Below are 26,393 nucleotides of genomic sequence, written 5' to 3'. Positions count from 1 at the left end.
TATACTTTCAGTCATTTCGCTGCTTTGCGCCTCTTTGAAACTCATCAGACTGCCACCATGCATGCCATTGGCAATCGGCCATCTCCAATTCCATACTCACATGATCTGCAAAAACGATTCGGCCAACATGATCAGTGGCCTCGCAAAAATAGAAAGGAGGAGTGAATTATAGTAGGCTGTAGTAGCTTTTCGGGCACAAAGGAAGGGAAGGCCTTTTGCCGGTAAACAGCAAAACCCCGGGAAACAGTCGTAGCGGACATCTTTCCAGGGGTCTCGGTCGTTGGGTATACCAACATTGTTAGTATACCCCTATTATAGAAAATAGCAAATTTTATCGGTGGGACTAATTTTAGAAATCAGGGGGACACTTAATGGTTACGATTGTTAACGATTACTCTATCAATGAAAAAACGATCCTTATTACGGGCGTTTACAACCCGCATGGAAAGCTTTATTCGAAAATACTCGAAGAAGATAAATTGATTTTTGTAAAATTGTCTCCGGTGCAGGTTATTAATCGCACACTGCTTAGGCTGGGATCCAGCTTTGATGGTGCGAGGCATAGCTCAAAGGCTTTGCTGGGAGATATCCGTATGCATCCAATTACCATCAGTACTAGCCAGGGAATTTGGCTGTTCCCTTCAAAATCGTTTGAACAGCCCACATGTGTATGGTTCTCGCTCACACATATCAAGGGGACGCAGAGAACAGGGCTAAAAAAAACGTTGATTCATTTGAGCTATAACCATACGTACGAAATCAATATGAAGGAAGCCTTTTTCAATCAGAAGCGCCAAAAGGCTGAGTACCTAAGGGAAATTATTATAAAAAATACAAACACTCCACTAACTTTGTTCATGGAACCCAAAAAGGGATTGCAAGTTAGTGATAATGAAGAAAATCCACTCTGGATTAAAGAGGATGGCGAAGGAGTAGAGGGATAGCATGTAAAGTTTAGCCTGCATTGGCCATTGGCCGCTGCAGGTTTATTTTATGTTGAACAAATGGGGCCTGACTGCGGTATATAGCTAAATTATAGTGGGTAATATTGAGACGTAAGAAGTAATAAAAGACAAGACCCATTTATTCCAACGGACATAAAAAGAGTAAACAAAACGAAAAAATTTATAAAGTGTAGTTTATTCCGGAATAATTGAGGTAAAAGTTTGTATATAAATAAATACGGTCAAATAATATAATATGCCAATCTGATGGTTTGAAATGGGCTACGGGTGTTTGTGGATTTATAGTATCAGCACATAATTTATGTGACAAAGGCAAACCCGTTGAAAAACGGGGACGCAAAGCTAAAGGGGCTAATACTACTTTGTAGTTATGCCAGCCAGTTGCCGCTATGGCCCTATAAACAAACATTAATAAGGGGGTAATTGTGTGAAAATTATTCTAAAAGCTAGATATTATTTCCATCTGTTTTTACATAATCATAATCAGCAATTAGTCAATGATGCAATTTGCGATGAATTAAAAGCAGAACTATCCACAAGAGCCTACTACCATTGGGCGAAAGCAACTGGATTAACAACAAAGTTTGAGTGAACTACCACAACTGTCCGGATTCTTCCGGACAGTTTATTTATTTTTAAGGCATATACTATTGTGAGAATTCCAGACTCCACAAGAATCCCTTTCTTTTAGGAACTTGCAAGGAGAGTGGCCCATAACCCTGGAGTTGAGCGAATGTGGTATTCCTTGCATAAATGCAACTTGATTAGCCTGGATTTATAATGGCGTTATCTGTTTTAGTTACATTCGTTAAATACCTTATGGATCGCTTCTCCCAATTCAGTGTCTGATGCTTTTTTTGGCAAAGTAGGCGTAAAAGTGTTTTTTCTTATATAGCCGCGCCAATTTTCCGCTCTATCGGCAGCAATAAACTCGTAGCCTTCAATTCTTTGAAAGAAGACAGTTTGCATTTTATGGTCCATAATAAACTTTTTGCCATTTTTATAGCCAGCTGCTTCTAAAGCGGGATGGCCTTTCAAGTCTTTTATTGTGTATCGGCCATTACTGGAAATGCCAAAGCATTTTCTTAATGCAACGCCAACATCCTCGGAAGTATAAGGTTCTTTTAGAATAATAGGCTTGTTAATATCTGTACGTACCCCATCCTTATCAAAACCGTGGGGTACAAAAATGAGAGAACGATTGGTAATGTTCGTATAGATGGAAGCACTCAACTGAAGTGAGAGGGCTTCCTTTCTTTTTCTGATTATCCGTTCAACCAAAAATGCTGCCAGTAAGAGGGCAGCGGGAATAAACGCTCTGGCAATCAGAAATATAATCAGTAAGATAGATACAATGTATCCTGATAAGATATATTTCACTTTCATGAAAAGCCTCCCTTTCCTCCCTTTACTTTACCATTCGTTCAACTCCTCAACCATCCTTACAACGAAAAAAAGCAGACAGGATAGACCTGCCCGCTTCTATAAAAGTTATTTTTATTTAAATTGCACAGGCTGCATATCTTCCGTTAACGGTTGTAGGATAAAGTTCTGTTTTTTCAAGTAATCCATAAGCTTTGGCAGATGTGCGAGTGTTTCAGGACGCTCATGCAGCAAAATGACGATTGCCCCGCTGCCGGCTTTTTGCTTCTCAACCTGCTCAATGACAACATCAACATAGCGGTTGCTGCGGTATTGCCAATCCCTGCTGTCGACCGTCCAGTCCCACATCCTGTAACCATTTGTTTTGACTGCTTCTTTATAAGCAGGTGTCATGTGAGGAGAGCTTCCAAATGGAGTCCTGATTAAAGTTGTATCCTCCCCAGTCAGCTTCTTTACCGTTGCTCTAGCCTGATTCATTTCAGAGATTACCGAATTAGAAGATTTATAGAATAATTTTTTGTCATGCGTCACACCATGCAGTCCAAGTGCATGGCCAGAGGAGGCCATCCGTTTAACGGCTTCTGGGTATTGCTTCATATTCGGATCGAGCAAGAAAAAGGTTGCCTTTGAATTGTATTTATCTAGCAGGTCTAAAATTTGTCCGGAAACACGATGCGGCCCATCATCAAAGGTCAAATAGACAGGGCGCGGTTTTCCCGGTGCTGTCACTTTGACTGGAGCTGTTTTTTTTACTGGAGCAGGTGTTACTGCTGGCTGTTGTTTAACAGGAGTATTGGCTGCTTTCTTTGGTGAAGTGGCTGTTTGCTCTTTTGGCTTCTGCTGGTTAACTGGTTTTGTTGGCTGGGGTTTGTTTTCTCTTTCAGGTTTTGGTGGCCTGGCTGCCTCAGGTTTCTTTGCTTCTGTAGGTTCGGATAAAGATGCGATGTTCTTTTTTGGAAGCAATCTGGTTCCATAATTGGGAATTTCCGCAGCAAGTTCAAGTTTCGCTGCTGGTGCAAGTTTTCCTCCAGCCGGTTCGCCGTGAACTATCGGCTCCTTTGTTTTTGCAGTTGACGTTAGTGAAAAACCAGCGAGAATTAATCCATAAACCAGGGGTACTAAAAAGATGCATGCCAAAATAGCCCTCAGCCTCATGTTGCTAAGCATTTTTTCCTCATTTCCTTTCCCATTTGTTCGTAAATTTCGCAATCACTTTAATAAACGAAATATATTTCTATTATGTTACAAATATTTCTGCTAGTTTACAAAAATACTTAAATTTTTGTGAAATAATAGAGTAAGAGAGAGACAAACATGGAGAAAATAGTCAAAAGGAGGGGAGTAGTGAGGAAGAGGTTTCAAAAAAATACTGTAACGGGTTTATATCTAGAAAATCCTTTTCTGCATTTGGTATTTTTTAGTGGTATGATTTCTTCATTTTTTTACACTAAAGAGTCAGAAACCATATGAATAAAGAGTGGCTTACACTGTTAAAGGAAAATTATCAGGAATGCTTAACCATTTCTATAGTTAGGACCAAATAATATATCTTTTTATCGATTTAATATAGGTTTAAATTGTTTGACAAAAAGCGCTTACAATATTAATATGAGTATAGTTGGTAAATTAATTTAACTAACCTTTAAGGGGGAGACAATTTTGAAAAAGAAATGGTTAGGTATCACGTTAACTGCAGTTCTAACACTTGGATCTCTAGCAGCTTGTTCCGGGACCAAAGAAGAAACTAGTAATTCTGGTGGAGGCAATGGCGATAAAATTACGTACTGGGCTCCTTTCTCTGGCGCTGATGGCCCGCGAATGAAGACAATTGTTGAAAACTATAATAAGTCGCAGGATAAATACGAAGTGGATTTTCAAGTTGTTCCTCAGTCTGATTATTATAAAACAGTTGACCTCTCTTTATCAGGTCAAAAAAGTGGACCTGATGTGTTAATCGTGCATACAGATCAAATGAAGAATTATGCTGATAAAAATTTATTGAAAGACTTAGGCGATACAATTGAAAAGACTGGTTTGAAAGCAGAAGATTATTCGGAAACTGCCTGGAATGCTGGAAATATTGATGGAAAACAATATTCCATTCCTTTAGATATCCATCCTTTGGTTATGTATTATAACAAGGACTTATTTGAAGCAGCGGGTTTAGACCCGGAGAATCCGCCAACCAATCGTGAAGAATTCGTTGGGGCAGCTAAAAAGCTGACTGATTCATCAAAGAACCAATACGGATTTGTCGTACCAACACTATGGCCAAACCAATTCATTTTCCCGACGATTTTATTCCAGAATGGCGGCGAATTAATGAAGGATGGCAAGCCAAACTACAACAGTCCGGAAGCGGTTGAAGCGTTAACGTTTTATAGTGATTTGATTCATAAAGAAAAGGTTTCACCTAAAAATGTCCAGCAAGATGGTGAAGTTACCCTATTCTTGCAAGGCAAAAATGCGATGCATCTAAATGGGCCTTGGATGATGGAACAATGGGATAAAGCTGGTATTAACTATGGTGTAGCTGAAGTCCCGCAGCTTGGAACAAAACAACAAGCTGTTTACGCAAACGGACATAACTTTGTTATTCCTGCCACTGTAAAGGATACAGAAAAATTAGAGGGTATTGCTGATTTCCTAAAATACGTTGCCGGTAACACAATGGAATGGGCTAAATCTGGACAAGCACCTGCTTCAAAGGAGATTTATGAGGAAAACGAAGAGTTCAAGCAAATGAAGCAGCAGCCAATTGTAGCATCAGAATTTGAATATGCTAAATTTGCACCTCTCGTTGCGAACTGGGGTCAATTGTCTGAACCATTATGGGCGGAAGTGAACCTTGCGCTACTTGGCCAAAAGGATCCGAAAAAAGCATTGGAGGATGCAAATAAAAAGGCTGAACAAATATTGAATAAGTAATGATGGTTGGAGGCGGACGGGTGGATGAACTCACCTGCACGCCTCTCTTTTTATAAGGCTGTGTTAAAGGATAATATTGTTTTTTAATCAGAGTTGAAGTAGCGGAAGGCGCGAAGACTCCTACGGGAGAAAAGGTCAGTGGGAGTCCCCGCAGGCGCTCGCGCTGAGGAGGCTCCCAGGCCGCCCGTGGAAAGCGAAGCGCCTGGAGCGGAAATCAACAGTTTTGTTTAGCGCAGCCTTTTTAAAATGATTAGAAATCGAAAGGAGGAAGGGATATGAATAAATCAAGTTGGAAATCACAATTGACTTCAAGTCTGTTTGTACTTCCTTACTTATTATTGTTTGTTATGTTTCTATTAATCCCAATAGGTTATGGTGCCTATATGAGTCTTACAAACTGGGATTTATTGAATCCGGAACATGAATTTGTTGGATTGAAAAACTTTATGAATATCTTTGATGGTGACTCGTATTTAAATGGTTTATTTTTTGAAGGGTTAAAAAATACTCTCCAATTTGTTGTCTTTAGTGTGCCGTTATTGATTATCGTTGGATTGGGGCTGGCATTGTTAGTGAATGCCTTGCCAGGAAAAATAAGAGGATTTTTCCGCACCGTTTATTTTATTCCCTATGCAGTTTCTGTGTCAGTAGTAGCAATCATTTGGTTGTGGATTCTCGATACGAATAGCGGGTTAATCAATCAGTACTTACTTAAATTGGGCATGCCAATCATTCCGTGGCTTACAGAACTTCCATGGGCTTGGGTTTCGCTCGTAATTGCAACACTGTGGTGGACGATTGGGTTTAATATGGTCATTTTTATTAACGCATTAAATGATGTATCAGAGGAACTCTACGAAGCTGGGTCGCTTGATGGTGCAAGCCGCTGGCAGCGCTTTATTCATATCACGCTGCCAAGCATTAGACCGACGATGCTGTTTGTCACAATTACATCAACGATTGCTTCATTTAATATTTATGGACAGCCATTCCTCATGACGCGGGGCGGTCCGGGAACGGAGACTAAGGTTCTGTTAATGAACATTGTTGATGAAGCTTTCGAACAGCGGCAATTGGGCAATGCCGCAGCAATGTCCATTTTGATGGCTTTAATTATGATTGTTATATCGATCGTCCAATTCAAATTAACCAATCGAAAGGAGTAGATCGGCTTGCATAGAAAATTGTTCAAGATTCTCATTGTAATCGTAGCTATAATTGTAGGCTTAGTATTTATTGTTCCGATTTTATGGATGCTGGCTACTTCTTTTAAAACGGATCAGGAAGCATTCACGGCAGGCATCAAATGGTTGCCGGAAGTATTTACACTGGAGAATTATCAGTATACGTTAGCAGGAAATACCGATACGCCTGTATTGAAATGGATGGGGAACTCTCTATTTGTGGGTCTTATCGGCACTTTAATCGTGCTTACGGTCGATACTTTGGCAGCATACGGACTAGCACGCCTTAATGTACCGTTTAAAAAGACACTGATTAGCATTTTTATTGGATCCTTGACCATTCCCTGGGTAATAACGTTCTTACCGTTGTACATGGAATTCAACGCACTTGGCCTTTTGGACACATATGCGGTGCTGATTCTTCCATATTCCGCAAACGCCTTTGGTGTATTCTTGCTTTACCAATATTTCCGGGGCTTTCCTAAAGAATTGGAAGAGGCCGCTTTCCTGGACGGAGCTAATAAGTGGCAAGTATTCGTAAAAGTGGTTCTGCCCTCCGCAAAACCAGTTATTTGGACACTAGCTATCTTTACCTTTATGTCAATCTATAATGACTTTCTATGGCCGCTCGTCACAACCAACTCTCCGGAAATGAGAACCATCACAACAGGGATTGCCATCATGCAGCAAGGCAGCTTTGTGTCTTCACCAGGAAGGTTGATGGCGTTAACATCGATAGCAACCATTCCAGCTGTTCTATTGTTTATCATTGGCCAGCGCTCGTTTATTAAAGGAGTAAATCAGACCGGTATTAAATAAATAGATTGATTAACATGAAAGGAATGAGAATACATCATGCTAATACCTCGTAATGAATATCCGAGACCGCAATTCGTTAGAAAAAAGTGGATGAATTTAAATGGCGAATGGGATTTCGCTTTTGATGATAATAACATCGGTATAAAGGAAAAGTGGTTTCAAAAAGAAAATGCATTTGATAGGAAAATTACGGTTCCATTTGCTTACCAAACAAAATTAAGCGGCATAAATGATTCTAGGTTTCATGATCAGGTATGGTACCGCCGTGAATTTACAGTTCCAAAAAGTTGGGATCATCAGAGGGTCATGTTGCATTTTGGAGCGGTAGACTACCGGGCGTGGGTTTATGTCAATGGCCAGTACGCTGGTTTTCATGAAGGAGGCCACGTAGGTTTCTCCTTTGATATTACCGATTATTTAACATGGGGTAATGAAAATGTAGTGGTGAGAGTGGAGGATCCTTCCACAGACGAAACTATTCCTAGAGGAAAGCAGTTCTGGATTGAAAAGTCGGATTCCATTTGGTATACCCGTACTACTGGTATCTGGCAAACCGTTTGGCTGGAGCCAGTTAGCTCAGCTAGTATTTCAAAACTAAGGTTTACGCCAGATATCGATCGTGGGGATATTATTGTAGAGTTCGAGGTTGATGGTGAAAGTACGAATAAGCAAGTAGAAATAGAAATCACCTTTAAGGGTGAAAGAGTTACCAATGATTCAATTGAAATTTTAGAGGCATATAATAAACGCGCAATTAATCTGTATAATCGCAAAGTTTTCAGAACAGCTTTCCATCATGACGGCTGGAACTGGACACCTGAAAATCCAAACTTATTTGATATAAAACTCACGCTAAAAGATAAAGAAACAATTCTTGACGAGATTGGCTCTTATTTTGGTATGAGAAAAGTTCATGCTGAAAATGGAATGGTCTACCTAAATAACAAACCATACTATCAAAAATTAGTCCTTGACCAAGGCTATTGGCCTGAAGGGTTATTAACAGCTCCTACAGACGAGGATCTCAAAAAAGATATTGTACTCGCTTTGGAAATGGGTTTTAATGGATGTAGAAAACATCAAAAAGTAGAGGATCCGCGTTTTCTTTATTGGGCTGATAAGCTTGGTTTCCTTGTCTGGGGGGAATGTGCCGCATCGCCATCCTATAGTGAAGACGCAGCTGCCAGACTGACGAAAGAATGGATTGAAATTATTGAACGGGATTATAACCATCCGTCAATCGTAGCTTGGGTTCCAGTGAACGAAAGCTGGGGAGTCCCATTCATCAAGGCAAATAAACAGCAGCAACACCATTCTTTAGCGATGTACCACCTTGTTCATTCTCTGGATCAAACCCGTTTAGTGATTTCAAATGATGGCTGGGAGCAGACCGAAACGGATATTTGTGCGATTCATAATTATGCTCACGGTTCCAGTGATGAAAAGGCCAAATACGAAGAATTTAAGGATTCCCTTTCCACAAAAGAAAATCTCCTTGAATCCAAACCAGCCAGACGTGGAATCTATGCTGATGGATTTGAGCATAAAGGCGAACCTATTTTGCTGACAGAATTTGGAGGCATTGGTTTTAAAGTCGGTGACGACCAAGGCTGGGGCTATACATCTGTAAAAAATGAGCAGGAGTTTGTCGCAGATTATCGCAGGGTCATGGAAGCAGTTTATGCTTCAAAAGCGCTGCATGGCTTTTGTTATACCCAGTTAACGGATGTGGAACAAGAAATCAATGGACTATTATCGTATAACCGAGAACCAAAATGTGAACTAGCAAAAATCAGGGAAATCAACGATATGTGGATTTCTGGTATTGTGAAAAAATAAATTTAAGGAAAATCCTTTCTTAAATGTCGCTATTTCAGGTTTAAGCGTACTTTTAAGAAAGGATTTTTATATAACCAAAAATGATAAATCCAGTATCACTAGGGTTACGGTGGTTTTTGCATGAGATCTAGTAGATAAACCCGATTACTGGAAAAGAGGTGATATAAATGATTAACGATATTAGAACCGGAAGTTTCGAAAGAATGAAGCAGCATAATCAATCAACGGTTTTAAACACGATTCGCATAAAAGAACCAATCTCGAGGGCGGATATTGCCAAATTGACAAAGCTGACAAAACCAACTGTCAGTTCATTAGTCAGTGAATTAATCGAACAGGACCTGATAACAGAGGAAGAGGCAGCTACTTCGACTATTGCTGGCGGCAGAAAACCAATCCTGCTTAGTATTAATTACTCAGCTTATTATATAATCGGTGTTTATGCAGCAGCTGAAGTAATCCGGGTCATATTGAGTACCATGGATGGAAAAATCATTAATAGTTTCAGCCAGGAAATATCCGAACTTCCAACAAAAGATGAATTTTTGGAGATGGTCATTGAAAAAATAGATTATGTCATCCATCATTCGAAGATTGAACGGTCTTTAATTCTTGGAATCGGTTTTGCCATGCACGGGTTGGTTGATCCGGTTCAAGGTGTCGCCATCTTTTCCCCGCACTTGCATCTTGAGGATATACCTCTAAAAGAAACGCTGGAAAGAGAATTCAATCTTCCTGTTTTAGTTGAAAATGATGTACGGTCACTGGCCATCGCTGAAAGCTGGTTTGGACAAGGCCAGAATGTCTCGGATTTCATTTGCCTAAGTGTAGGGCGAGGTATAGGCTCCGGTATCTTTATAAATGATGAAATTTATAGAAGTTCATTTAATACTGCAGGAGAAATTGGCCATACCATCGTAAAATTGAATGGAGAAAAATGCCAATGCGGGAATAATGGTTGTCTGGAAGCATATGCATCAGAATCTGCCATTCTTAAAAAGGCAAAAAGGGGTGTAAATGATCATCCCGGGTCTATCATTCACGAATGGTTAACAGTTGGGAAAACGGAACTTTCATTAGAAATGGTATTTAATGCAGCCAGGAAAGGCGACACTTTTGCTATTTCCATTTTAGAAGAAACCGGGAATTCACTCGGCCTGGCGATAGCGAATATGGTTAATCTTCTCAAGCCTTCAAAGCTGATTCTAGAAGGATATATATTTGAACAAGGTGATTTTGTCGTGGCTCCATTAAAAAAAATGATAGAGAAATATACATTTAAAAGTCCCCATGAGCATATTTCTGTAGTTTGTTCGGAATTAGGGAAAACAGGTATGGCATTAGGAGCAGTGGTATTGATTTTACACAAACTGTTCAAAACAGAAACAGTATAGTTTTCTAAAATAGTTGCGAAGAAAGAAATGGACCTCCGAGTTAGAGGTCCATTTCTTTTTGTGAACGGGGATAATTCCAGTTATTTAATCTTGCGGAAGAACCTTTTAATTCTGTACTTATCAAGCTGCTTATACCAAGGGTTTAATGAAGTTTGATTACTTTACGTGTGGAGTGGTAGCGTTTCCCGCCGAGATGCCGGATTGTATTCGCCAAAAAATGCTGGCCGGTAGAAACCGCATAGTCATAAGGCGTTTCTTCCTCATCAACATAATTAATATCCGCGCCCTGTTCAACAAGATATTTCACTATGTGCCCCAATCCTGCTTCAATGGCCGAATAAAGCGCGATGGACAAGATTGTTCGGGTGTTCTCCGGTGAAGTATTGGAGCGGCCCCGCTTCAAAAACTCCTTCAACAAATCAAGCTGTCCATGATAGGCGGTAATCGGAATGGTATTCAGCTTTTCGTCCGTATATAGGGAAAAAGAGTCATCTTTTGATAACAAATATTCGGCCATATCATATTGATTGGCCATGCAGCACCAAAAATACGCATGATGGGTAATAGGGGCGCCGATTTTTAGCAGCAAGTCAACCCTTTCCCTGTCGCCACTCTGTGCGGCATAGGAGAGCGCCTTTTTCAGGTCTTCGCGGCCGACTATAGCACCATATGCCTTTAAAATCTCAAGAATATCCGTCCTCCCATATGTCAAGGCCTTCTGGACCGGATTGGATTGATTTCTATCCAGGACATTTGGATCGGCGCCATACTCTAGAAGTGTTTGAATAATTTCCGGGCGATGCCTCGAATACGGTATGATGTTATTAATAGGCTGAATGCCAAAGTGGTTCGGATTATTTACCTCGGCGCCTTGCTGAAGGAGAACTTTGACACCATATTCATACTGATTCAAGATTGCTCCATGCAGAAGGCGGTTCAGCATTTGGCTTGCTAATGAATAACGGCCAAAAACCAGTGAATAGAGGGAATCGATTTTCAAATAGCCGTTCCTTGCCAGCAGGTCGCACGCTTCTTGGTCAGTGAGGGTGACATGCGGCAGCTGAGTCAATATGGTTTCTTTTCGCCCCTTTTTCACTGCTGTCCAAAAAAATTCATTTGGCGTAAGAATGGCAATCATCTCCCTGAGATAGAAACTGCTTGTTGTTTTGTATTCTAGAAATTAAAGATATAGGCTTACTTCTATTATACATTCATTCTGAAACAGAAGGGACTTGTTTCGACAATTAAATTGGAATTGAAGATGCCAACTACTTTTACAGGGGGAAAAGAGATGCGGGACAAACTGAAAGGCGCGCTATACGGATTGGCCATTGGGGATGCCCTGGGCGGGACGACGGAATTTTTAACAAAAGAGCAAATCGCCAGCCGGCATGGAAGGTTAATTCATATTGTTGGCGGTGGTGTCTGGAAGCTTGAAAAAGGCGAGACGACGGACGACACCGCGATGACTCTTGCGGTTGCAAGGGGGATACTCGATAATCCCAAGGATCCCGTTGAAGTTATCGGAGAAGAGTTCCTTGCCTGGAAAAGGACGAATCCAAAAGATATTGGAAACATTATCGCTACCGTCTTTTCGATTTATGATGGAAATTGGGAGGAAGCCGCCCGAACTGCGCACTATTGCTATCTTGGGAAAAAATCCGCCGGGAATGGAACCTTGATGCGCTGCCTGCCCGTTGCGCTGGCCTACAGGGATCTGGAAACTGTCGAGAAGGTGACAAAGGCCCAGTCAAAAATGACTCATTACGATGATTTGGCAGACGAGGCTTGCGTTATATACAACCGGATCGCCTGGAGGGTCTTGAAGGGAGAAGAACTTAAGGACGCCATCAAAACTGAAGTCAAAGGCACACGGTACAAGAGTGTAGTAGATGGTGATGCGCCCCGATGCGAGCAGAGCGGTTTTGTCATTGACACTATGGAATGGGTGCTTCACTGGCTTTTTGTCTCCAATTCATTCGCAGAGGCCGTTATCGGTGCCGCTAATGAAGGGTATGATACCGATACTGTTGCCGCCATTGCGGGCGGATTGGCTGGTCTTGCATGCGGATATCATGCACTTCCTCAAGAATACACAAGCTGTCTTTTAAATAAAGATGAACTGGATGAGCTTTCCGAAAAACTTTCAGAATTGTATGAAGAAAGAGGGTAAACCTGTATCCATCAAGAATTAATAGGTATAAAACGTCTGGAGGTGCAGGGTATGAACAGAGCCATTGATTATTCTAAAAGATGTCCGGAATGCGGGGCACCCGAGGCGAACGGTCTTGACTGCTTTGGGCAGCTTGGCGAGATTCTTGCTTGGGAGTATGATGATCCGGAACTGCTCAGCCAGCATTTCTGGACTGTAGCGTGTTACAATATCCAGCATCCAGCTCAATTCACAGAAGAAGCGATGGCAAAGTTCCAGGAGGTATTTTGCCAGGCTTATGACCAGCAGCTTCCTGTGAGTGAAATCAGGAAAAAAGTCTCCTTCTACGCAGAAGGGCAGGCGAATGTTGTAAAGAAGTCCCTTCATAGACCTGTTTTCCGTGACTGGGCGATGACTATTTCCGAAGTTTATCTTGTAGGCGAACGAAAGGGTGCCGCCGACCGCGTCCGTGCCTGGTCTAAGATTGTCCGGAAGCAGATATAGGAGGCTAAGAGAGCTTGTATACCACTAGCCGGGCAATTGCTGTATAATGAAGCGTATTACTTCTAACACATTGAGGAGAGCACATGTGAACCAGGAATTTCTATATATCATTATACTGATTGCCCTCGGGTATATATTAAAAAAGCTAAATATTCTGCAGGAAAAAGACGGAGAAACCATCTCCAAGCTTATTTTTAAAATAACTCTTCCAGCTTTGGTTATCGTAACATTTGATTCTGTTAAAATTGACACTTCGCTAATCTTGCTGCCAGTTATTGTGTTGGTCTATGGGATTGTGAATGCGATTGTCGGCCCGCTTATTTTTAAGAACGAAGACCGGGAGCTGAAAGGCGCATTTTTAATGCTGGCCTCCGGTTTTAATGTCGGTTTATTTGCGTTTCCACTCGTATACGCAATTTGGGGCATGGGGGGACTATCCTACTTTAGCATGTTCGATGTCGGAACCTCATTGATCGTTTTTGGAATCGCATATATTTTAGGAAGCTATTTTTCGGAGGAAGGTCTTAAGCTGAACCCGCTTGAAATTTTAAAGCGGCTTGCTTCCTCAATTCCGTTGATGGCCTACCTGATTTCAAGTATTTTAAATCTTGCCCATATCAAACTGCCCGACGCAGTCATAGAAGTGGCAAGCCTGATATCCGGTGCGAACATCCCACTCTCATTGTTGCTGCTGGGAATTTATCTGAACTTTAATTTCGATAAGCAATTCATTCGGCCGATGCTCAAATTTTTGGCTTACCGATACAGTTTGGGGCTAGTATTCGGGTTAACTTTGTATTTTGTCCTGCCGTTCAACGAGATGTTCAGATATACTGTCCTAATCGGTTTGCTGCTCCCTGCAGCTGCTTCCGCTTTAACGTTTGCGGTTGAATTCAATTACAGCGATACCGCAAAAAGGCTGGTCGCCACGATTTCGAACATTACAATCCTGGTGAGTATTGTAATCCTGTATGTATTTGCCAATTTCGTCTTGTAAGGATTACCTTCAATCAGCAGGAGAATCCACTCTAAGGGACAGGATTACTCATGCTGTTAAAATAAAACCGGCCTGCATGTGCTAACGCACATGGGCCGGTTTTTACTTTTCCCGTTTTAGCCAGCTCAACGGGTTTAAATTTTTTCGATAACGGGTGAGCGCTTCCTTGCCAATAATGATACCGCCAATCCAGAACGTCGCTTCCCCTGCTACAACCAGCCCGCCTGTAATTGCAACCTTTGTTCCCGTTGAAAAATCTGTCATCGGAACAAGCAGAATCGCCAAATAAAAAATGCAGGATACTATAATAAGGGCAGCGCCAATTCGGATTAAAGTTTTGGACTTAGTCTTCGGACTAGCTGTTGTGTCAAGGTTTTCTTCCATACGATTCCTCCACAAGCTGTTTTGTAAATTATAAAGGAAACAAAGCGGAATCACTACTATTTTTCATCTTAAGAAGTAGTAAGCGCCTGGCCCGTACTAGATTGCTGATGGCCATGCTCATGTACCTGGACTAGTACCATCATGGTTTTGCTTAGTCACATAGCTATACCCAAGATAACTCTTTTTCACTATTTTTTATCATAAGAAGTAGTGAGGGCCTGACCCGTACTAGATGGCTGATAGTCATGTACCTGGACTAGTACATCATGGTCTTGCTTAGTCATATAGCTAAATCCGAGATGACTCTTTTTCACTATATTTCATCTTAAGAAGTAGTAAGGGTCTGGCCCGGGCTAGATGGCTGATAGTCATGCTCATGTACCTGGACTAGTACCATCATGGTCTCCATAGCTAGACAAAATAATAGACAACTGACAGCAGATATAAGACTCATTATGAAACTTTCCACACCATTATGAGCATATTGACATTTACCCCGAAACCATACTACCCAGGAGAACGGCCACCCATTTGGAAGTTTCGGATAATGGATTAATTGCGCAAACTTCTATACAATGTGAGGAATGAAGCCAGAAACCCGGCTAATGTTTTTTTAAAAAAGAAAGGTGTTGGACATGGCAAAGAATATTATCTTTTTTGATATTGATGGAACTTTATACGATGACAACAAGCGTCTTCCTGCCTCGACAAAGGAAGCAGTCCAGAAGCTGAAAGAGCTTGGCAATGAGGTTGCAATCGCCACCGGGCGCGCGCCATTCATGTTTGATGACCTCCGCGAAGAACTCGATATTCATACATATGTATCCTTTAACGGTCAATATGTCGTTCTCCAGGGCAAGCCAATCTATACAAATTGCCTGGACTTTCGCGCACTTGAACAACTTACAGATACCGCAGCCAACAAGAATCATCCGCTTGTCTACATGGATGCCGACGACATGAAAACATCCGTGCCTGAGCACGAATGGGTATCAGAAAGTATGGGTACGCTCAAACTCTCAAGGGAAGCATCACTTGATCCAGAATACTTCCGCAGCCGTGAAATCTACCAGACGCTGTTATTCTGCCAGAAGGATGAGGAAAAGGCATATGAACAGGCCTTTAAGGAATTCGACTTCATCCGCTGGCATCCGCTTTCCGTCGATGTTTTGCCTGCCGGCGGCTCCAAAGCCCATGGTATTGAAAAACTGGTCGACGCTCTCGGGCTGTCGATGGACAATGCCTACGCATTCGGGGATGGCCTCAATGATGTTGAAATGCTTGCAGCAGTTCCCAACAGCGTCGCCATGGGCAACGCCCACCCGAAAGCAAAAGAAGCCGCAAAATACGAAACCATTCACGTCAATGACGGCGGCATTCTGCACGGGTTAAAGATGGTTGGCCTACTGTAAACCAATTTCATATGAATTGAAAACCAGTCGTACTTTGCGTGCGACTGGTTTTTTTGTTTTTAGAAATGTGTCAACATTTTATGCCTGTTTACCATCTCTCCTGCTTGCCCATACTTATGCGGTGAAAGGGGAGAACCATATGTTGTTTCGTTTTGCCTGGGCTGCCTTTATCCTGATGTTAACTTTAGTCTCAGACCCAGCTGCCCTTATAAATGAAAGTAGAGTGCATTTTAACTTCATCGCTGGCCCTGATTATATCCAGTTATTTGATGTGCCGGAAACCTTCACTTCCGGCTATATTCAGCAAAAAATTGGCCATATACTCGTGTTTTTTATGCTTTTACTGGTAGCTCGAATCCAAATGAAAAGTGGGCAAGCTGTCCGCTTTTGCCTGGCACTTGCCATCATTACTGAGTTTCTCCAGCTTTACACCGGAAGATCAGGCCGGCTATTGGACATCGGATATGATGCTGCAGGTTTTATTGCGGGAATGCTGACAGTCGTTATTTTTCCAAAAGGAAGCATGGGCCAGCGAGGCTCAGCAAAGCAGCAAAAAATGTAGGGCTCTCAAAAAATCTGTTAGAATTAGCCGTAACACGGCAGGATTTCCCGTTACAATGACGAATACTATTTATGGTGCGCTTCACGTAAATGTGATGATTATGATTTTCCCTTGAGTTATGTTACGATTTCATGGGAATATGGTATAGGGGTGAAATAGTGTGGCATTGACATTTTACTGGTACCCGAAATGCGGAACGTGCCGGAACGCAAAGAAATGGCTGGATGAGCATGGACTGGCCTATGATGCAGTACATATTGCCGAGGAACCGCCATCACGTGAGACCTTAAAGGAGCTTCACGAAAAAAGCGGACTTGAGCTAAAGAGATTTTTTAACGTGACTGGCCAAAAATACAAGGAACTCGGCCTGAAAGATAAGGTGAAGACAGCCTCTGAGGACGAGCTGCTCGAGATTCTTTCAACCGATGGCATGCTGATCAAGCGGCCAATCCTCACCGACGGCAAAAAAGTGACCGTTGGCTTCAAGGAAGACCAGTATAAAGAAACCTGGCTATAAAGCCTCTGCCGGAGACCGGCGTTAATGGCCTATCGATTTTTCAAGTCGATACAGATAAAGAATTCATTTGGAGGGATTGCAATGAGCACACCGAAGGATTTGCGGTATTCAGAAGAACATGAGTGGGTAAAGGTTGAAGATGGAAAAGTACGCATCGGTATCACACATTTCGCACAGTCCGAGCTGGGTGACATCGTATTCGTAGAGCTTCCTGAAGTAGGCGACGAACTTAAAGCGGACGAGCCATTCGGCAGCGTCGAATCCGTCAAGACCGTCTCCGAGCTATACGCGCCAATCAGCGGCAAGGTCGTCGAAGTAAACGAAGACCTGGCAGACAGCCCTGAATTCGTCAACGAGTCCCCATACGAAAAAGCATGGATGGTCGTCGTTGAGCCAACCGACCTTGGCGAAGTCGACAAGCTGATGGACGCTGAAAAATACGATGCAATGATCAATGAATAAATGATAAAGGGTGTCCCAAGGTTAATTTGGGGCACCTTTTCTTATGTTTAAGGAAATTATAGATTTCGCAACTGTGGATAACTTTTATTACTGAGCGGAACTACGTCTAGCTCAAGCGCCTACGCGTGCACAAACTTCAGGTCTCCTTCCTACGATAAGTCATCATCGAATCGCTAGCGCTCTTCGTGATTCCTTTATCTCAGTCGAAGTCCCTCCAGTTTATACGGCGATGACCAAGGCGCTTGCGCTTTTGTTCTTGAATTCATCTTATTGGAAACATTTTGTATATTTCCTGAAGCTAACCGTTGCCAATACGTTATTGGTTACATTTCGCATGTTTTCAGAAGCTGAAACGTTCCCAATGGGTCTTATTGGTTACATTTCGCATGTTTTCAGAAGCCGAAACGTTACCAATGAGTCTTATTGGTTACATTGCGCATGTTTTCAGAAGCCAAAACGTTACCAATGGGTTTTATTGGTTACATTTCGCATGTTTTCAGAAGCCAAAACGTTACCAATGGGTCTTATTGGTTACATTTCAAATGGCTTCAGGTGCTGAAACGTCGCCAATACTATTGGTTATACCTCGCTGACTGTAAAGTGGAAACAAGAGGGGAAAGACAGACCTCGATGATAGGAAGCTGTCATTCAAAATGGGCACGCGTTCAGCTAATTTTCAAAGTGGGCCTTTGCCCTTAGATTCCCATCCATTCTTTCGTGAACAGCGGGCAAGCTAATGGAAAAACAAAAAGGGTGATTATTTTGGCTTTACAGGAGCAGAAACTCGATATTACGGACAGGGTGGTTGGAAAACTAAATAATGGGGAAATAAAGCTGTATCTGGAAAACGAGGAAATCGGCCGGATTTCTTTAAATGGCATGGCGGAGTTTGAACTCGACAAGCGTTTCGAAGTAGCTCAGCAGCGGATATACCAGAACGTAACCATGCTTAGTGACCCTGATGAAAAATACACAGACTGCGACCAGCTTGGCTGGTGTTGAAAAGGCTCAGGAAATTGCCAGGCAATCCAGGGCTACTAGGCATATTTCTATTTGCAAAATAGGCAACATGATATAGTGAAAATAAGGTAGGAGGCAACACAAAACGAAACAATACGAATAAGCTATTACTAACAACTTTCCTGCAGGTGATGTTAATGAGCGAAGAATACGCAGACAAGATTTTAATTGTCGAGGGCAAATCGGATAAGAAGAAAGTAATGAGCATTATCAAGGATCGTGTAGAAGTGATTTGTACAAATGGTACAATATCGCTTTCGAAGCTTGATGAAATGATCGATTCATTCGGGGACCGGGAAGTGTTTATTTTGGCCGATGCCGATGAGGCTGGTGAGAAACTCCGCCGCCAATTCCGGCGGGAGTACCCGGAGGCTGAGCATTTATATATTGACCGAACCTATCGTGAGGTCGCAACCGCGCCTTACCATCACTTGGCGATGGTACTGCTTAGCGCCAATATTGATGTTCATGCCGAATTTTTGGACATAGGCCGCACCGCACCATGAAAAACTGGACAAGCGACGAGTTTGCTGCTTTTCTCGAAGGCGGTGGAACCGGTTTGGCATACTTTTACACACCTTTGTGCGGCACCTGCCAGGTAGCTTCAAGAATGCTTGAGGTCGTTTCTTCACTATTCCCCGATCTGGAAATCGGCAAAACAGACCTGAACTATGCCCCAGACATTGCTGAGACATATGAAATTATGAGTGTCCCTTGTCTTTTCTTAGTTAAAGAAGGCAAGGTTGCCGAGTCCATCTACGCGTTCCAATCTGTCCCTTACCTGCTGGAAAAAATCAATACCGTTATAAAATAAGCAGATGCTCTCCAGCATCTGCTTTTTGTGTTATTTCTAAGTGACTTTATATGCACTGGAGAACGCGTAAAGTAACTAATAGACGTGGCGGAGAGACCTAGAGATAACAATATACAAAGAGAACATTATCCCAGGAAATAAAATTCTGTTTTCCCAGCGTGTTCCGCTGTTTACAAAAAGTTCCTGGCAGTTTAGAATATTTAGGGAAGCGAAATAATAACTGCCAGCAAGGGGAGAAACGGATGGCTTTTTACAGACAGTGGGCCGTGCAGTACCGTACATATAACAAGAATATCCGTCTTAGCATGGCGGCTAATATGATTACCCAGGTTGGCCTGGGTATTTTCATTGTCATTTATAATTTTTATGTCCGCGAGCTTGGTTATACGGAGGCAGTGAATGGCCAGATTATTTCGATGGCCTCACTCGCTACGGCAATCATTCTTGTTCCAGCAGGAATGATAGGTGACCGGTTCGGGAGAAAACGTGTAATTTTGGCAGGCATTTTTGTATCTGGATTGCTCCTTTTTTCAAGGGCGGTTGCGACCGATGGGACAACCCTCGTTTACCTTGCCTTTGCCGCGGGGCTTGCGGGCGCCTTCCTTCAGGTATCAGGAATTCCTTGGCTTGCTGAAAACTCCGATCCTTCGGAGCGGGTGAACCTGTTTGCCCTGCAGGCAGCGTTAATGACAGCCGCGAGTGTTATTGGAAACCTGCTTGGTGGTTTGCTTACTGATTTCTTCAGTTTATTTATGCCAGAGCTTTCAAGCATTAGACTGACTTTATTGATTGGGGCTGGAATTTATATAACCGGGGTAATTCCAGCATTCAAGTTCCAGGCGCCAATGAAACGAACAGAAGCTTCGCCATTGCCGGCAGGCTCTCCTGGTAAAAAAAGCAGCTTTAGCAAATCTGGTTTTAAAATCATCGCACTCTTTGCCTTTTCCCAGATGCTGATTGGTTTTGGAGCGGGGCTTGTTATCCCTTATTTAAATCTTTATTTTGCCGGCAGGTTCTCGGCATCCGCTTCAACAACTAGTTTCATTATATCGCTTGGACAGGCTGCAACTGCGTTTGCAATGTTTATCGGTCCCCAGGTCGTAAAGCGGGTGGGTGAGGTCAGGGCGGTTGTGTACCTGCAATTGTCATCATTGCCATTTTTAATACTGACTGCCTACACCGAACATTTATTCCTTGCGGCGGTCGGATTTTTATTCAGGCAGGCGTTGATGAATGCAGGAAACCCAATTCAAAGTTCACTAATCATGTCGAAAGTCGACGATGGAATGAAGGGACTTGCGAATTCAATCAACCAGACAGTCTTCAACCTTGGATGGGCGCTTATGGGGCCTGTCTCGACCGGGATTGTCGTCCAGTATGGCAACTACTGGGGTTATGCATATGTCTTTTCCATCACAGCCATTCTTTACTTAATTGGTTCCGTATACTTTCTTATGGTGTTTGGAAGAAATCAAATCAAGAAGCCGTCTTTTGCCGCACAAAAGACTGGTTAATCCGCTAGGCCTGCTGACATCAGCAGGTCTTTTGCTATCGAAAAAAATATTTTGTTCTCAAAGCTATTATTTAAAAAGGCCTGTTAATTTTCGAAGAGTTGAGAAAGTTGTCGAACGAAATGTAAAGGATATTTTACCGGAGGTATGGAATGTAGTAGGGGGAGGGATACGATATGATTGCCGAACTGCAGAGATTCACTGAAAGCTATAATCAAAAGAAGCATATAGCAGGACTATTTAGGTCCAAGCGGCCTTTGATTGTGGATTTGGGGGAATGGTTTCTGGAAATTTCCGGGCAATCTGCGCACCTTTCGCGCGAACTTCCCAAAGCTGAAGCTGATTTTATAATCGTTAAAGGATCGCCAGAAGCTCTTAAAGAGTTACTTTATGGAAAAACGGGCTTGCGGGTGATGGCAGCTCAAGGTTTTTTAATTGTAAAAGGCTCTTTTCGGACGGTGCTTTTGCTCGAGTCGATATTTCTTTTATCGAAATAATAATAAAATTAAAATAAATGATTGACGTGAAAAAAAGTGTAAGATAAAATAAGTTCAAACCCTAGCTCGATATTTTAAAAAAATTAATATTGCTTATCCAGAGAGGTGGAGGGACTGGCCCTATGAAGCCCGGCAACCGGTTTATACACGGTGCTAATTCCAGCAGGGCGTATGCTCTGCAGAGATAAGGAGAGACATCCCCTCTTCTTGGAGTGGATTTTTATTTTTTAGAAAAACAATTTTCACATTAAAAAATTTCCAAAAGCTCTTTATTGACATGATTTTTTAACCATGTTACGATTGCACACATAATTAACTGAATAATAAATGTTGCTCTTATCAAGAGAGGTGGAGGGAAGTGCCCGATGAAGCCCGGCAACCGTCACTGGATAGTATCCAGATGAAATGGTGCCAATTCACGCAAAGCGTTTGCTTTGGGAGATGGGAGAAAGGATATATTTGACTATGCCTTTCTGCCCGCGTGCAGAAAGGCATTTTCTATTCCTAAGAATATTAAAGTAAAACTTTCAAACGATAGAAAAGTATAGAGTCGAGATTGACGGGTAAGTAAATGGGAGTAAAGAGGGTGATAGGATGATTTCGATAAAAAATGTCAGCAAGCTGTTCCCTTCGAAGCAGGGAGCGCTCAAAGCTGTTGAAGATGTGAATCTTGAAATAAAGGAAGGCGAAATCTTTGGTGTGATAGGCTACAGCGGCGCCGGAAAAAGTACATTAATTCGAATGCTGAACAGGCTGGAAACACCAACAGAGGGTACCATAACAATCGATGAACGAGAGATCTCAAAGATAAAGGGAAAAGAGCTCCGGAAGGCCCGCATGGAAATCGCAATGATTTTTCAGCACTTCAACCTGCTCTGGTCACGAACTGTCCGGGAAAACATTGCATTCCCGCTAGAAATTGCCGGTGTATCAGGGGCTGCCCGAAAAAAACGGGTTGATGAACTGATTAAACTGGTTGGCCTAGAGGGAAGGGAGAATGCTTATCCTTCACAGCTCTCCGGAGGACAGAAACAGCGTGTTGGCATTGCCAGGGCACTTGCCAATAATCCGAAGGTGCTGCTCTGTGATGAAGCGACCTCGGCACTTGATCCGCAAACGACCGATTCAATCCTGGATCTGTTGGTCGATATTAACAAGCGTCTTGGGCTGACAATTGTTCTGATTACACACGAAATGCATGTTATCAGGAAAATTTGCCATCGGGTTGCTGTTATGGAAAGCGGCAAAATTGTTGAACTTGGCCGAGTACTTGATGTATTTAGAAATCCTCAACAGCCAATTACGAAACGATTTGTCCAGCAGGTCACTGAGCCGGAGGAGACAAAGGAGACAATTGAGCATCTCCTGGAGCAATATCATTCCGGGCAAGTGATCCAGCTAACTTTCGTAGGAGAATCGACCGAGCAGCCATTGATCACCAACTTGATCAGGCAATACGGTGTTACAATCAATATCCTTCAAGGGAAAATTTCTAAAACCCAGAGTGGCTCATATGGGACTTTGTTCGTCCATCTTGATGGCACGGATGAGGAAATCGGAAAGGCGCTTGAGTATATTCAATCCCAGCAGATTGGCGTGGAGGTGATTGCGAATGCTTGAGGAACTTTTTCCGAACGTCGACTGGGAAGACATCTGGGAGGCAACAATTGAAACGCTTTATATGACAAGCATTTCGGTTGTCATTACCTTTATTCTTGGAATTATTCTTGGATTGCTGCTTTTCCTGACAGGCAAAGGAAACCTTTGGGAAAATGCTTTTATAAATAAAATTATCGCTGCTTTTGTTAACGTGTTCCGTTCCATCCCCTTCATCATTCTGATAGTACTGCTGATTCCATTTACGATTTGGCTGGTTGGCTCAATGATTGGTGAGGAAGCGGCATTACCAGCTTTGATTATTGGATCGGCGCCGTTTTATGCAAGGATGGTTGAAATCGGACTCCGTGAAATTGATAAAGGTGTAATTGAAGCCGCTAGATCCATGGGCGCTTCGACCTGGACGATTATCTGGAAGGTACTGCTCCCTGAATCGATGCCGGCACTTGTATCTGGTATCACAGTTACAGCAATTGCACTTGTCAGTTATACGGCAATGGCTGGGGCGATTGGTGCAGGGGGTCTTGGAAACCTTGCCTATCTTGAAGGCTTCCAGCGCTCAAGGCCGGATGTGACTCTCGTTGCAACAATTGTCATCTTAATTATTGTTTTTATCATTCAGATTATTGGAGACACATTTACTAAAAAGCTTGATAAGAGATGATTCCTTCGGCCATATTGTGGCCGGTTCATAAAAAAACTTTCACCCATATAAAAGGAGAGGAAACAAATGAAAAAATGGTTTGGCTTACTTTTAACATTAGCACTGACATTGGCGCTGGCGGCTTGCGGAAGCTCTGAGGATAAAGCTAGCGGCAGCAAGGAAGAAAAGAAGGAACTAGTTGTTGGTGCATCAAACGTTCCACATGCTGAAATTCTCGAACAGGCAAAGCCGCTTCTTGAGGAAAAAGGCATTGAGCTAGAAATCGAAACTTTCACTGACTACATCCTGCCAAATAAATCTCTTGATTCTGGCGACCTGGATGCAAACTATTTCCAGCACATTCCTTACTTCGAGTCTCAAATTGCGGAAAACGGTTATGAGTTTGAAAATGCAGGCGGCATCCATATCGAGCCGATTGGCGTGTACTCTAAGAAATATAAGAGCCTTGAAGAATTGCCTGAGGGCGCGCATATCATTGTAAGCTCTTCTGTAGCTGACCATGGCCGTATCCTGACAATGCTTGAAGCAAAAGGCCTTATTAAATTAAAAGAGGGTATTGACAAAACTACTGCAACTGCAAAAGACATTGTTGAAAACCCTAAGAACCTAAATTTTGATGCCAAATACGAAGCGGCATTACTTCCGCAAATCTACAACAACGGTGAAGGCGATGCTGTCCTAATCAATTCCAACTATGCTCTTGATGCTGGCTTAAACCCAGTAAAAGATTCTATTGCAATCGAAGAATCTGACTCTCCATACGTAAACATCATCGCAGTCAAAAAAGGCGATGAAAATAAAGAGGAAATCAAAACTCTAGTGGAAGTCCTTCGTTCAAAAGAAATCCAGGATTGGATCCTGAAGGAATACGGCGGTTCTGTCGTACCAGTAAAAACCGAATAATTGATTTAGCGGCAGGCTCCCGGTTGGGGGCCTGTTTTTTTGTTCGAAGGATTATGTGGATGGAGTCTCGGTTACTTGGTGTGTCCCGAAAAATTAAAAATCTGTCTTGTATCGTACGGGAAATGTCCTGTATTCTTCGGGAATTGTCTTGTAAATCGAAAAAACTGTCCTGATTCTTTAAAAATCTGTCCTTATTCAAAATACGAACCCATGGTTTAGGCAGAATTTCAGCAACTCGACTATCTATTTGTACCGGGAATTCAGGCCCAGGTATTGTTTCAAGCGAATACTCTCCCTTTGGTTATTGCATACTAATCTTTGTGATGACAAACGTGAGGAGTGGAATAAATGGAACATTTTCATGAACCGCAAAATTCAACAGAAGCAGCGTTATATGATTACAAAGCTGGCCTAGGTTTGTTTACGCAAAAAATGCCGGATATTGCCCGCCATTATAATGCTTTTACGGAAGCATGCTTTAAGGAGGGGGCTCTTTCCCAAAAGCAGAAACAGTTAATTGCATTGGGTGTTGCGCTCAATTCGCAGGATGAGTATTGTATCATTTATCACCTGAAAGGCTGCCTCGACCAGGGAGCATCTGAACAAGAGATTCTGGAGGCTGTGGGAGTCACTGCAGCTTTTGGCGGAGGAGCCGCCATGAGCCAGGGGGTAACTCTTGTTCAGGAAGCGATGGATGAATTGAATCAATTAAAACAATAAAAATGGAAGGTGGCCTATAGATAGTGGCCACCTTTTTTATGTGAAATCGCACCTCAAAAGGGGTTTGAATTGAGTGCTGGCTACTCCGAAATGGTGCTGCTTTTGGTGTATACCGCGTTTCGTGGATTAATCTTCTAACCAGCACCATGGATTAATCCAGTAAAACGCATTTGGTGGATTTATCTCCTCGGCAGCGGCGCGAATTAATCCAGTAAACAGCATTTTGTGGATTAAACTCCTTCTTATCCCATATATTAATCCAGCAAACAGAACTTCGTGGATTAATCACCACTTCAAATACAACAATTAATCCAGCAAAGCCCACGCCAACTCTTGGATAATGAGAAATGATCCTCTTAAACCTGAAAGGATTAGCTGTTGGAATCATTTTCCACCATTGCATTTCCCGAATGCCGTTAATTCCTTTTCAGTAAGGGTAAACAAAAAAGGTGCGGTGGTTATTCCGTATGTCAGCAGCTTAACCTGGTGAGGAAGAACAATGCCGCAAAATTCGGAGCAAAGATGGGCTGTATGACTGAACCGAACGGTGGTTGTCGGCCAATTTTTGCAAAAAAACAGCGAGACACACTCAGAAAGGAAGAGTAAATTGGATAATAAACTTGATTTGAAGTATACGTCGGAGATGGAAAAAGCGATGCAGCAGTCTCATGGGGTTGGCTATGAGGAGTATAATCTTAAGCATGAAACGAGGATGGAAGTTGAGCAGCGCCGCGAGGAAGAGTATGTGAAGAGCCGGAGGATTGTTGCTGATCTGGAACGGAAAGTGTTTTAGTTTTTCCCGCATTAACGGGCTGTAAGCCCCCCACCTAATGCCGGGAAACCGATGAAGTGTAGGTGGGGGGGATAACAGCCCGTAAAAGCCCGATTGGTTCAACTAACAATCAGTGGGGGATGAAGAACCCCCCACTGATTGAAGTTTCACTTTATCGAAGAATTTTCCCCTTGGATGAAACTGTATATAATAGGAAGAAAGCCGGGATGCCAGTGGACCTTTTCACTGGCATTTCGGCTTTTTTTAAGCTATTGTAAGTACGTATGATACATGAACCCTCTAAGGCAGGGGGAAAATAGCTTGAGAAGTAGGCGCGGCTTATTCTCACTGGAGTATAGTTCATTGAAAATGG

Annotated in this window: 28 protein-coding genes and 3 riboswitches; of the genes, 24 read left to right on the top strand and 4 right to left on the bottom strand. The window is 42.5% G+C overall.

Features of this window, described 5'->3' with window-relative positions:
* Positions 1-371 precede the first annotated feature (371 nt).
* Complete coding sequence (locus tag TY16_RS12995; RefSeq protein ID WP_043932337.1) at positions 372-944, top strand: competence protein ComK; 573 nt, start codon at positions 372-374, stop codon at positions 942-944.
* A gap of 322 nt (positions 945-1,266) precedes the next feature.
* A riboswitch (cyclic di-GMP riboswitch) is annotated at positions 1,267-1,354 on the top strand.
* A 38-nt stretch (positions 1,355-1,392) separates the two neighbouring features.
* Complete coding sequence (locus TY16_RS26250) at positions 1,393-1,557, top strand: hypothetical protein (RefSeq protein ID WP_155922242.1); 165 nt, start codon at positions 1,393-1,395, stop codon at positions 1,555-1,557.
* 203 nt (positions 1,558-1,760) lie between these two features.
* Here TY16_RS26250 and TY16_RS12990 read toward each other — a convergent pair whose 3' ends face one another.
* Both TY16_RS12990 and TY16_RS25250 read right to left on the bottom strand, forming a co-directional pair.
* Positions 1,761-2,351 carry a hypothetical protein gene (locus tag TY16_RS12990; RefSeq protein WP_043932336.1) on the bottom strand — a complete coding sequence of 197 codons (591 nt, stop codon included), beginning with the start codon at positions 2,349-2,351 and terminating at the stop codon, positions 1,761-1,763.
* Positions 2,352-2,462: 111 nt separating this feature from the next.
* Positions 2,463-3,515: a polysaccharide deacetylase family protein gene (locus TY16_RS25250; protein ID WP_052342714.1), complete on the bottom strand. Its 1,053-nt coding sequence runs from the start codon at positions 3,513-3,515 to the stop codon at positions 2,463-2,465.
* 492 nt (positions 3,516-4,007) lie between these two features.
* Between TY16_RS25250 and TY16_RS12980 the strand changes: the two genes are divergently transcribed.
* The 5 genes from TY16_RS12980 to TY16_RS12960 all read left to right on the top strand — a co-directional run bounded on the left by TY16_RS12980 (position 4,008) and on the right by TY16_RS12960 (position 10,512).
* Positions 4,008-5,276, top strand: coding sequence for an ABC transporter substrate-binding protein (locus TY16_RS12980; protein ID WP_231505610.1), 1,269 nt, complete (start codon positions 4,008-4,010; stop codon positions 5,274-5,276).
* A 275-nt stretch (positions 5,277-5,551) separates the two neighbouring features.
* A complete protein-coding gene (locus tag TY16_RS12975) occupies positions 5,552-6,442 on the top strand; it encodes a carbohydrate ABC transporter permease (RefSeq protein WP_043932334.1) in 891 nt (296 codons plus the stop codon).
* Positions 6,443-6,448: 6 nt separating this feature from the next.
* The gene (locus TY16_RS12970; protein WP_231505609.1) at positions 6,449-7,279 is read left to right on the top strand and encodes a carbohydrate ABC transporter permease; all 831 of its coding nucleotides are present in this window, start codon (positions 6,449-6,451) and stop codon (positions 7,277-7,279) included.
* A gap of 36 nt (positions 7,280-7,315) precedes the next feature.
* Positions 7,316-9,118, top strand: coding sequence for a glycoside hydrolase family 2 protein (locus TY16_RS12965; protein WP_197028393.1), 1,803 nt, complete (start codon positions 7,316-7,318; stop codon positions 9,116-9,118).
* Positions 9,119-9,285: 167 nt separating this feature from the next.
* Complete coding sequence (locus tag TY16_RS12960) at positions 9,286-10,512, top strand: ROK family transcriptional regulator (RefSeq protein ID WP_043932332.1); 1,227 nt, start codon at positions 9,286-9,288, stop codon at positions 10,510-10,512.
* A 142-nt stretch (positions 10,513-10,654) separates the two neighbouring features.
* On the opposite strand, the gene TY16_RS12955 is transcribed toward TY16_RS12960, so the two are convergent.
* The gene (locus TY16_RS12955; RefSeq protein WP_043932331.1) at positions 10,655-11,650 is read right to left on the bottom strand and encodes an ankyrin repeat domain-containing protein; all 996 of its coding nucleotides are present in this window, start codon (positions 11,648-11,650) and stop codon (positions 10,655-10,657) included.
* 153 nt (positions 11,651-11,803) lie between these two features.
* Here TY16_RS12955 and TY16_RS12950 point away from each other — a divergent pair, with 153 nt between their 5' ends.
* From TY16_RS12950 to TY16_RS12940, 3 genes are all read left to right on the top strand, one after another.
* Positions 11,804-12,685, top strand: a complete 882-nt coding sequence (locus TY16_RS12950) for an ADP-ribosylglycohydrolase family protein (RefSeq protein ID WP_043932330.1) — start codon at positions 11,804-11,806, stop codon at positions 12,683-12,685.
* 51 nt (positions 12,686-12,736) lie between these two features.
* Positions 12,737-13,168: a DUF5946 family protein gene (locus TY16_RS25245; RefSeq protein WP_052342713.1), complete on the top strand. Its 432-nt coding sequence runs from the start codon at positions 12,737-12,739 to the stop codon at positions 13,166-13,168.
* Between the two features lie 85 nt (positions 13,169-13,253).
* Positions 13,254-14,165, top strand: a complete 912-nt coding sequence (locus tag TY16_RS12940) for an AEC family transporter (protein ID WP_052342712.1) — start codon at positions 13,254-13,256, stop codon at positions 14,163-14,165.
* Positions 14,166-14,267: 102 nt separating this feature from the next.
* On the opposite strand, the gene TY16_RS12935 is transcribed toward TY16_RS12940, so the two are convergent.
* Positions 14,268-14,549 carry a transporter suffix domain-containing protein gene (locus TY16_RS12935; RefSeq protein ID WP_052342711.1) on the bottom strand — a complete coding sequence of 94 codons (282 nt, stop codon included), beginning with the start codon at positions 14,547-14,549 and terminating at the stop codon, positions 14,268-14,270.
* Positions 14,550-15,184: 635 nt separating this feature from the next.
* Here TY16_RS12935 and TY16_RS12930 point away from each other — a divergent pair.
* From TY16_RS12930 to TY16_RS12860, 14 genes are all read left to right on the top strand, one after another.
* On the top strand, positions 15,185-15,961 hold the full coding sequence (locus tag TY16_RS12930) for a Cof-type HAD-IIB family hydrolase (protein WP_043932328.1): 777 nt from the start codon (positions 15,185-15,187) through the stop codon (positions 15,959-15,961).
* 139 nt (positions 15,962-16,100) lie between these two features.
* On the top strand, positions 16,101-16,523 hold the full coding sequence (locus TY16_RS25240) for a VanZ family protein (protein WP_052342710.1): 423 nt from the start codon (positions 16,101-16,103) through the stop codon (positions 16,521-16,523).
* Between the two features lie 160 nt (positions 16,524-16,683).
* Positions 16,684-17,040, top strand: coding sequence for an arsenate reductase family protein (locus TY16_RS12920; RefSeq protein WP_043932327.1), 357 nt, complete (start codon positions 16,684-16,686; stop codon positions 17,038-17,040).
* Between the two features lie 81 nt (positions 17,041-17,121).
* The gene (gcvH, locus tag TY16_RS12915) at positions 17,122-17,502 is read left to right on the top strand and encodes a glycine cleavage system protein GcvH (RefSeq protein ID WP_043932326.1); all 381 of its coding nucleotides are present in this window, start codon (positions 17,122-17,124) and stop codon (positions 17,500-17,502) included.
* A gap of 762 nt (positions 17,503-18,264) precedes the next feature.
* Entirely contained in the window at positions 18,265-18,504 is a 240-nt protein-coding gene (locus TY16_RS12910; protein ID WP_043934702.1) for a YusG family protein, read from the top strand.
* 155 nt (positions 18,505-18,659) lie between these two features.
* Positions 18,660-19,028 carry a toprim domain-containing protein gene (locus TY16_RS12905; protein ID WP_043932325.1) on the top strand — a complete coding sequence of 123 codons (369 nt, stop codon included), beginning with the start codon at positions 18,660-18,662 and terminating at the stop codon, positions 19,026-19,028.
* Positions 19,025-19,336: a thioredoxin family protein gene (locus TY16_RS12900; RefSeq protein ID WP_043932324.1), complete on the top strand. Its 312-nt coding sequence runs from the start codon at positions 19,025-19,027 to the stop codon at positions 19,334-19,336. Before TY16_RS12905 ends, TY16_RS12900 begins: the two co-directional genes overlap by 4 nt.
* Positions 19,337-19,578: 242 nt before the next feature.
* The gene (locus tag TY16_RS12895) at positions 19,579-20,850 is read left to right on the top strand and encodes an MFS transporter (RefSeq protein WP_043932323.1); all 1,272 of its coding nucleotides are present in this window, start codon (positions 19,579-19,581) and stop codon (positions 20,848-20,850) included.
* A gap of 173 nt (positions 20,851-21,023) precedes the next feature.
* Positions 21,024-21,344, top strand: coding sequence for an SCP2 sterol-binding domain-containing protein (locus tag TY16_RS12890; protein WP_043932322.1), 321 nt, complete (start codon positions 21,024-21,026; stop codon positions 21,342-21,344).
* Positions 21,345-21,434: 90 nt separating this feature from the next.
* A riboswitch (SAM riboswitch) is annotated at positions 21,435-21,535 on the top strand.
* 142 nt (positions 21,536-21,677) lie between these two features.
* Positions 21,678-21,792: riboswitch (SAM riboswitch) on the top strand.
* Between the two features lie 146 nt (positions 21,793-21,938).
* Positions 21,939-22,964: a methionine ABC transporter ATP-binding protein gene (locus TY16_RS12885; RefSeq protein ID WP_043932321.1), complete on the top strand. Its 1,026-nt coding sequence runs from the start codon at positions 21,939-21,941 to the stop codon at positions 22,962-22,964.
* Complete coding sequence (locus tag TY16_RS12880) at positions 22,957-23,625, top strand: methionine ABC transporter permease (protein WP_043932320.1); 669 nt, start codon at positions 22,957-22,959, stop codon at positions 23,623-23,625. Before TY16_RS12885 ends, TY16_RS12880 begins: the two co-directional genes overlap by 8 nt.
* A 66-nt stretch (positions 23,626-23,691) precedes the next feature.
* Complete coding sequence (locus TY16_RS12875; RefSeq protein ID WP_043932319.1) at positions 23,692-24,528, top strand: MetQ/NlpA family ABC transporter substrate-binding protein; 837 nt, start codon at positions 23,692-23,694, stop codon at positions 24,526-24,528.
* Positions 24,529-24,876: 348 nt separating this feature from the next.
* Complete coding sequence (locus TY16_RS12870; RefSeq protein ID WP_043932318.1) at positions 24,877-25,248, top strand: carboxymuconolactone decarboxylase family protein; 372 nt, start codon at positions 24,877-24,879, stop codon at positions 25,246-25,248.
* Between the two features lie 607 nt (positions 25,249-25,855).
* The gene (locus TY16_RS12860; protein WP_043932316.1) at positions 25,856-26,041 is read left to right on the top strand and encodes a hypothetical protein; all 186 of its coding nucleotides are present in this window, start codon (positions 25,856-25,858) and stop codon (positions 26,039-26,041) included.
* The last annotated feature ends 352 nt before the right edge of the window (positions 26,042-26,393 follow it).

Source organism: Bacillus sp. EB01 (assembly GCF_000613125.1).
In the GTDB taxonomy this organism is placed as follows: Bacteria; Bacillota; Bacilli; order Bacillales; family Cytobacillaceae; genus Bacillus_D.
This window is presented reverse-complemented; position numbering and strand designations above follow the sequence as displayed.

Coding starts and splice junctions, on each gene's coding strand:
- TY16_RS12995 (WP_043932337.1), top strand. CDS start 372: ATGGTTACGATTGTTAACGATTACTCTATCAATGAAAAAACGATCCTT.
- TY16_RS12990 (WP_043932336.1), bottom strand. CDS start 2,351: ATGAAAGTGAAATATATCTTATCAGGATACATTGTATCTATCTTACTG.
- TY16_RS25250 (WP_052342714.1), bottom strand. CDS start 3,515: ATGCTTAGCAACATGAGGCTGAGGGCTATTTTGGCATGCATCTTTTTA.
- TY16_RS12975 (WP_043932334.1), top strand. CDS start 5,552: ATGAATAAATCAAGTTGGAAATCACAATTGACTTCAAGTCTGTTTGTA.
- TY16_RS12965 (WP_197028393.1), top strand. CDS start 7,316: ATGCTAATACCTCGTAATGAATATCCGAGACCGCAATTCGTTAGAAAA.
- TY16_RS12960 (WP_043932332.1), top strand. CDS start 9,286: ATGATTAACGATATTAGAACCGGAAGTTTCGAAAGAATGAAGCAGCAT.
- TY16_RS12955 (WP_043932331.1), bottom strand. CDS start 11,650: ATGATTGCCATTCTTACGCCAAATGAATTTTTTTGGACAGCAGTGAAA.
- TY16_RS12950 (WP_043932330.1), top strand. CDS start 11,804: ATGCGGGACAAACTGAAAGGCGCGCTATACGGATTGGCCATTGGGGAT.
- TY16_RS25245 (WP_052342713.1), top strand. CDS start 12,737: ATGAACAGAGCCATTGATTATTCTAAAAGATGTCCGGAATGCGGGGCA.
- TY16_RS12935 (WP_052342711.1), bottom strand. CDS start 14,549: ATGGAAGAAAACCTTGACACAACAGCTAGTCCGAAGACTAAGTCCAAA.
- TY16_RS12930 (WP_043932328.1), top strand. CDS start 15,185: ATGGCAAAGAATATTATCTTTTTTGATATTGATGGAACTTTATACGAT.
- TY16_RS25240 (WP_052342710.1), top strand. CDS start 16,101: ATGTTGTTTCGTTTTGCCTGGGCTGCCTTTATCCTGATGTTAACTTTA.
- gcvH (WP_043932326.1), top strand. CDS start 17,122: ATGAGCACACCGAAGGATTTGCGGTATTCAGAAGAACATGAGTGGGTA.
- TY16_RS12905 (WP_043932325.1), top strand. CDS start 18,660: ATGAGCGAAGAATACGCAGACAAGATTTTAATTGTCGAGGGCAAATCG.
- TY16_RS12900 (WP_043932324.1), top strand. CDS start 19,025: ATGAAAAACTGGACAAGCGACGAGTTTGCTGCTTTTCTCGAAGGCGGT.
- TY16_RS12895 (WP_043932323.1), top strand. CDS start 19,579: ATGGCTTTTTACAGACAGTGGGCCGTGCAGTACCGTACATATAACAAG.
- TY16_RS12890 (WP_043932322.1), top strand. CDS start 21,024: ATGATTGCCGAACTGCAGAGATTCACTGAAAGCTATAATCAAAAGAAG.
- TY16_RS12885 (WP_043932321.1), top strand. CDS start 21,939: ATGATTTCGATAAAAAATGTCAGCAAGCTGTTCCCTTCGAAGCAGGGA.
- TY16_RS12880 (WP_043932320.1), top strand. CDS start 22,957: ATGCTTGAGGAACTTTTTCCGAACGTCGACTGGGAAGACATCTGGGAG.
- TY16_RS12875 (WP_043932319.1), top strand. CDS start 23,692: ATGAAAAAATGGTTTGGCTTACTTTTAACATTAGCACTGACATTGGCG.
- TY16_RS12870 (WP_043932318.1), top strand. CDS start 24,877: ATGGAACATTTTCATGAACCGCAAAATTCAACAGAAGCAGCGTTATAT.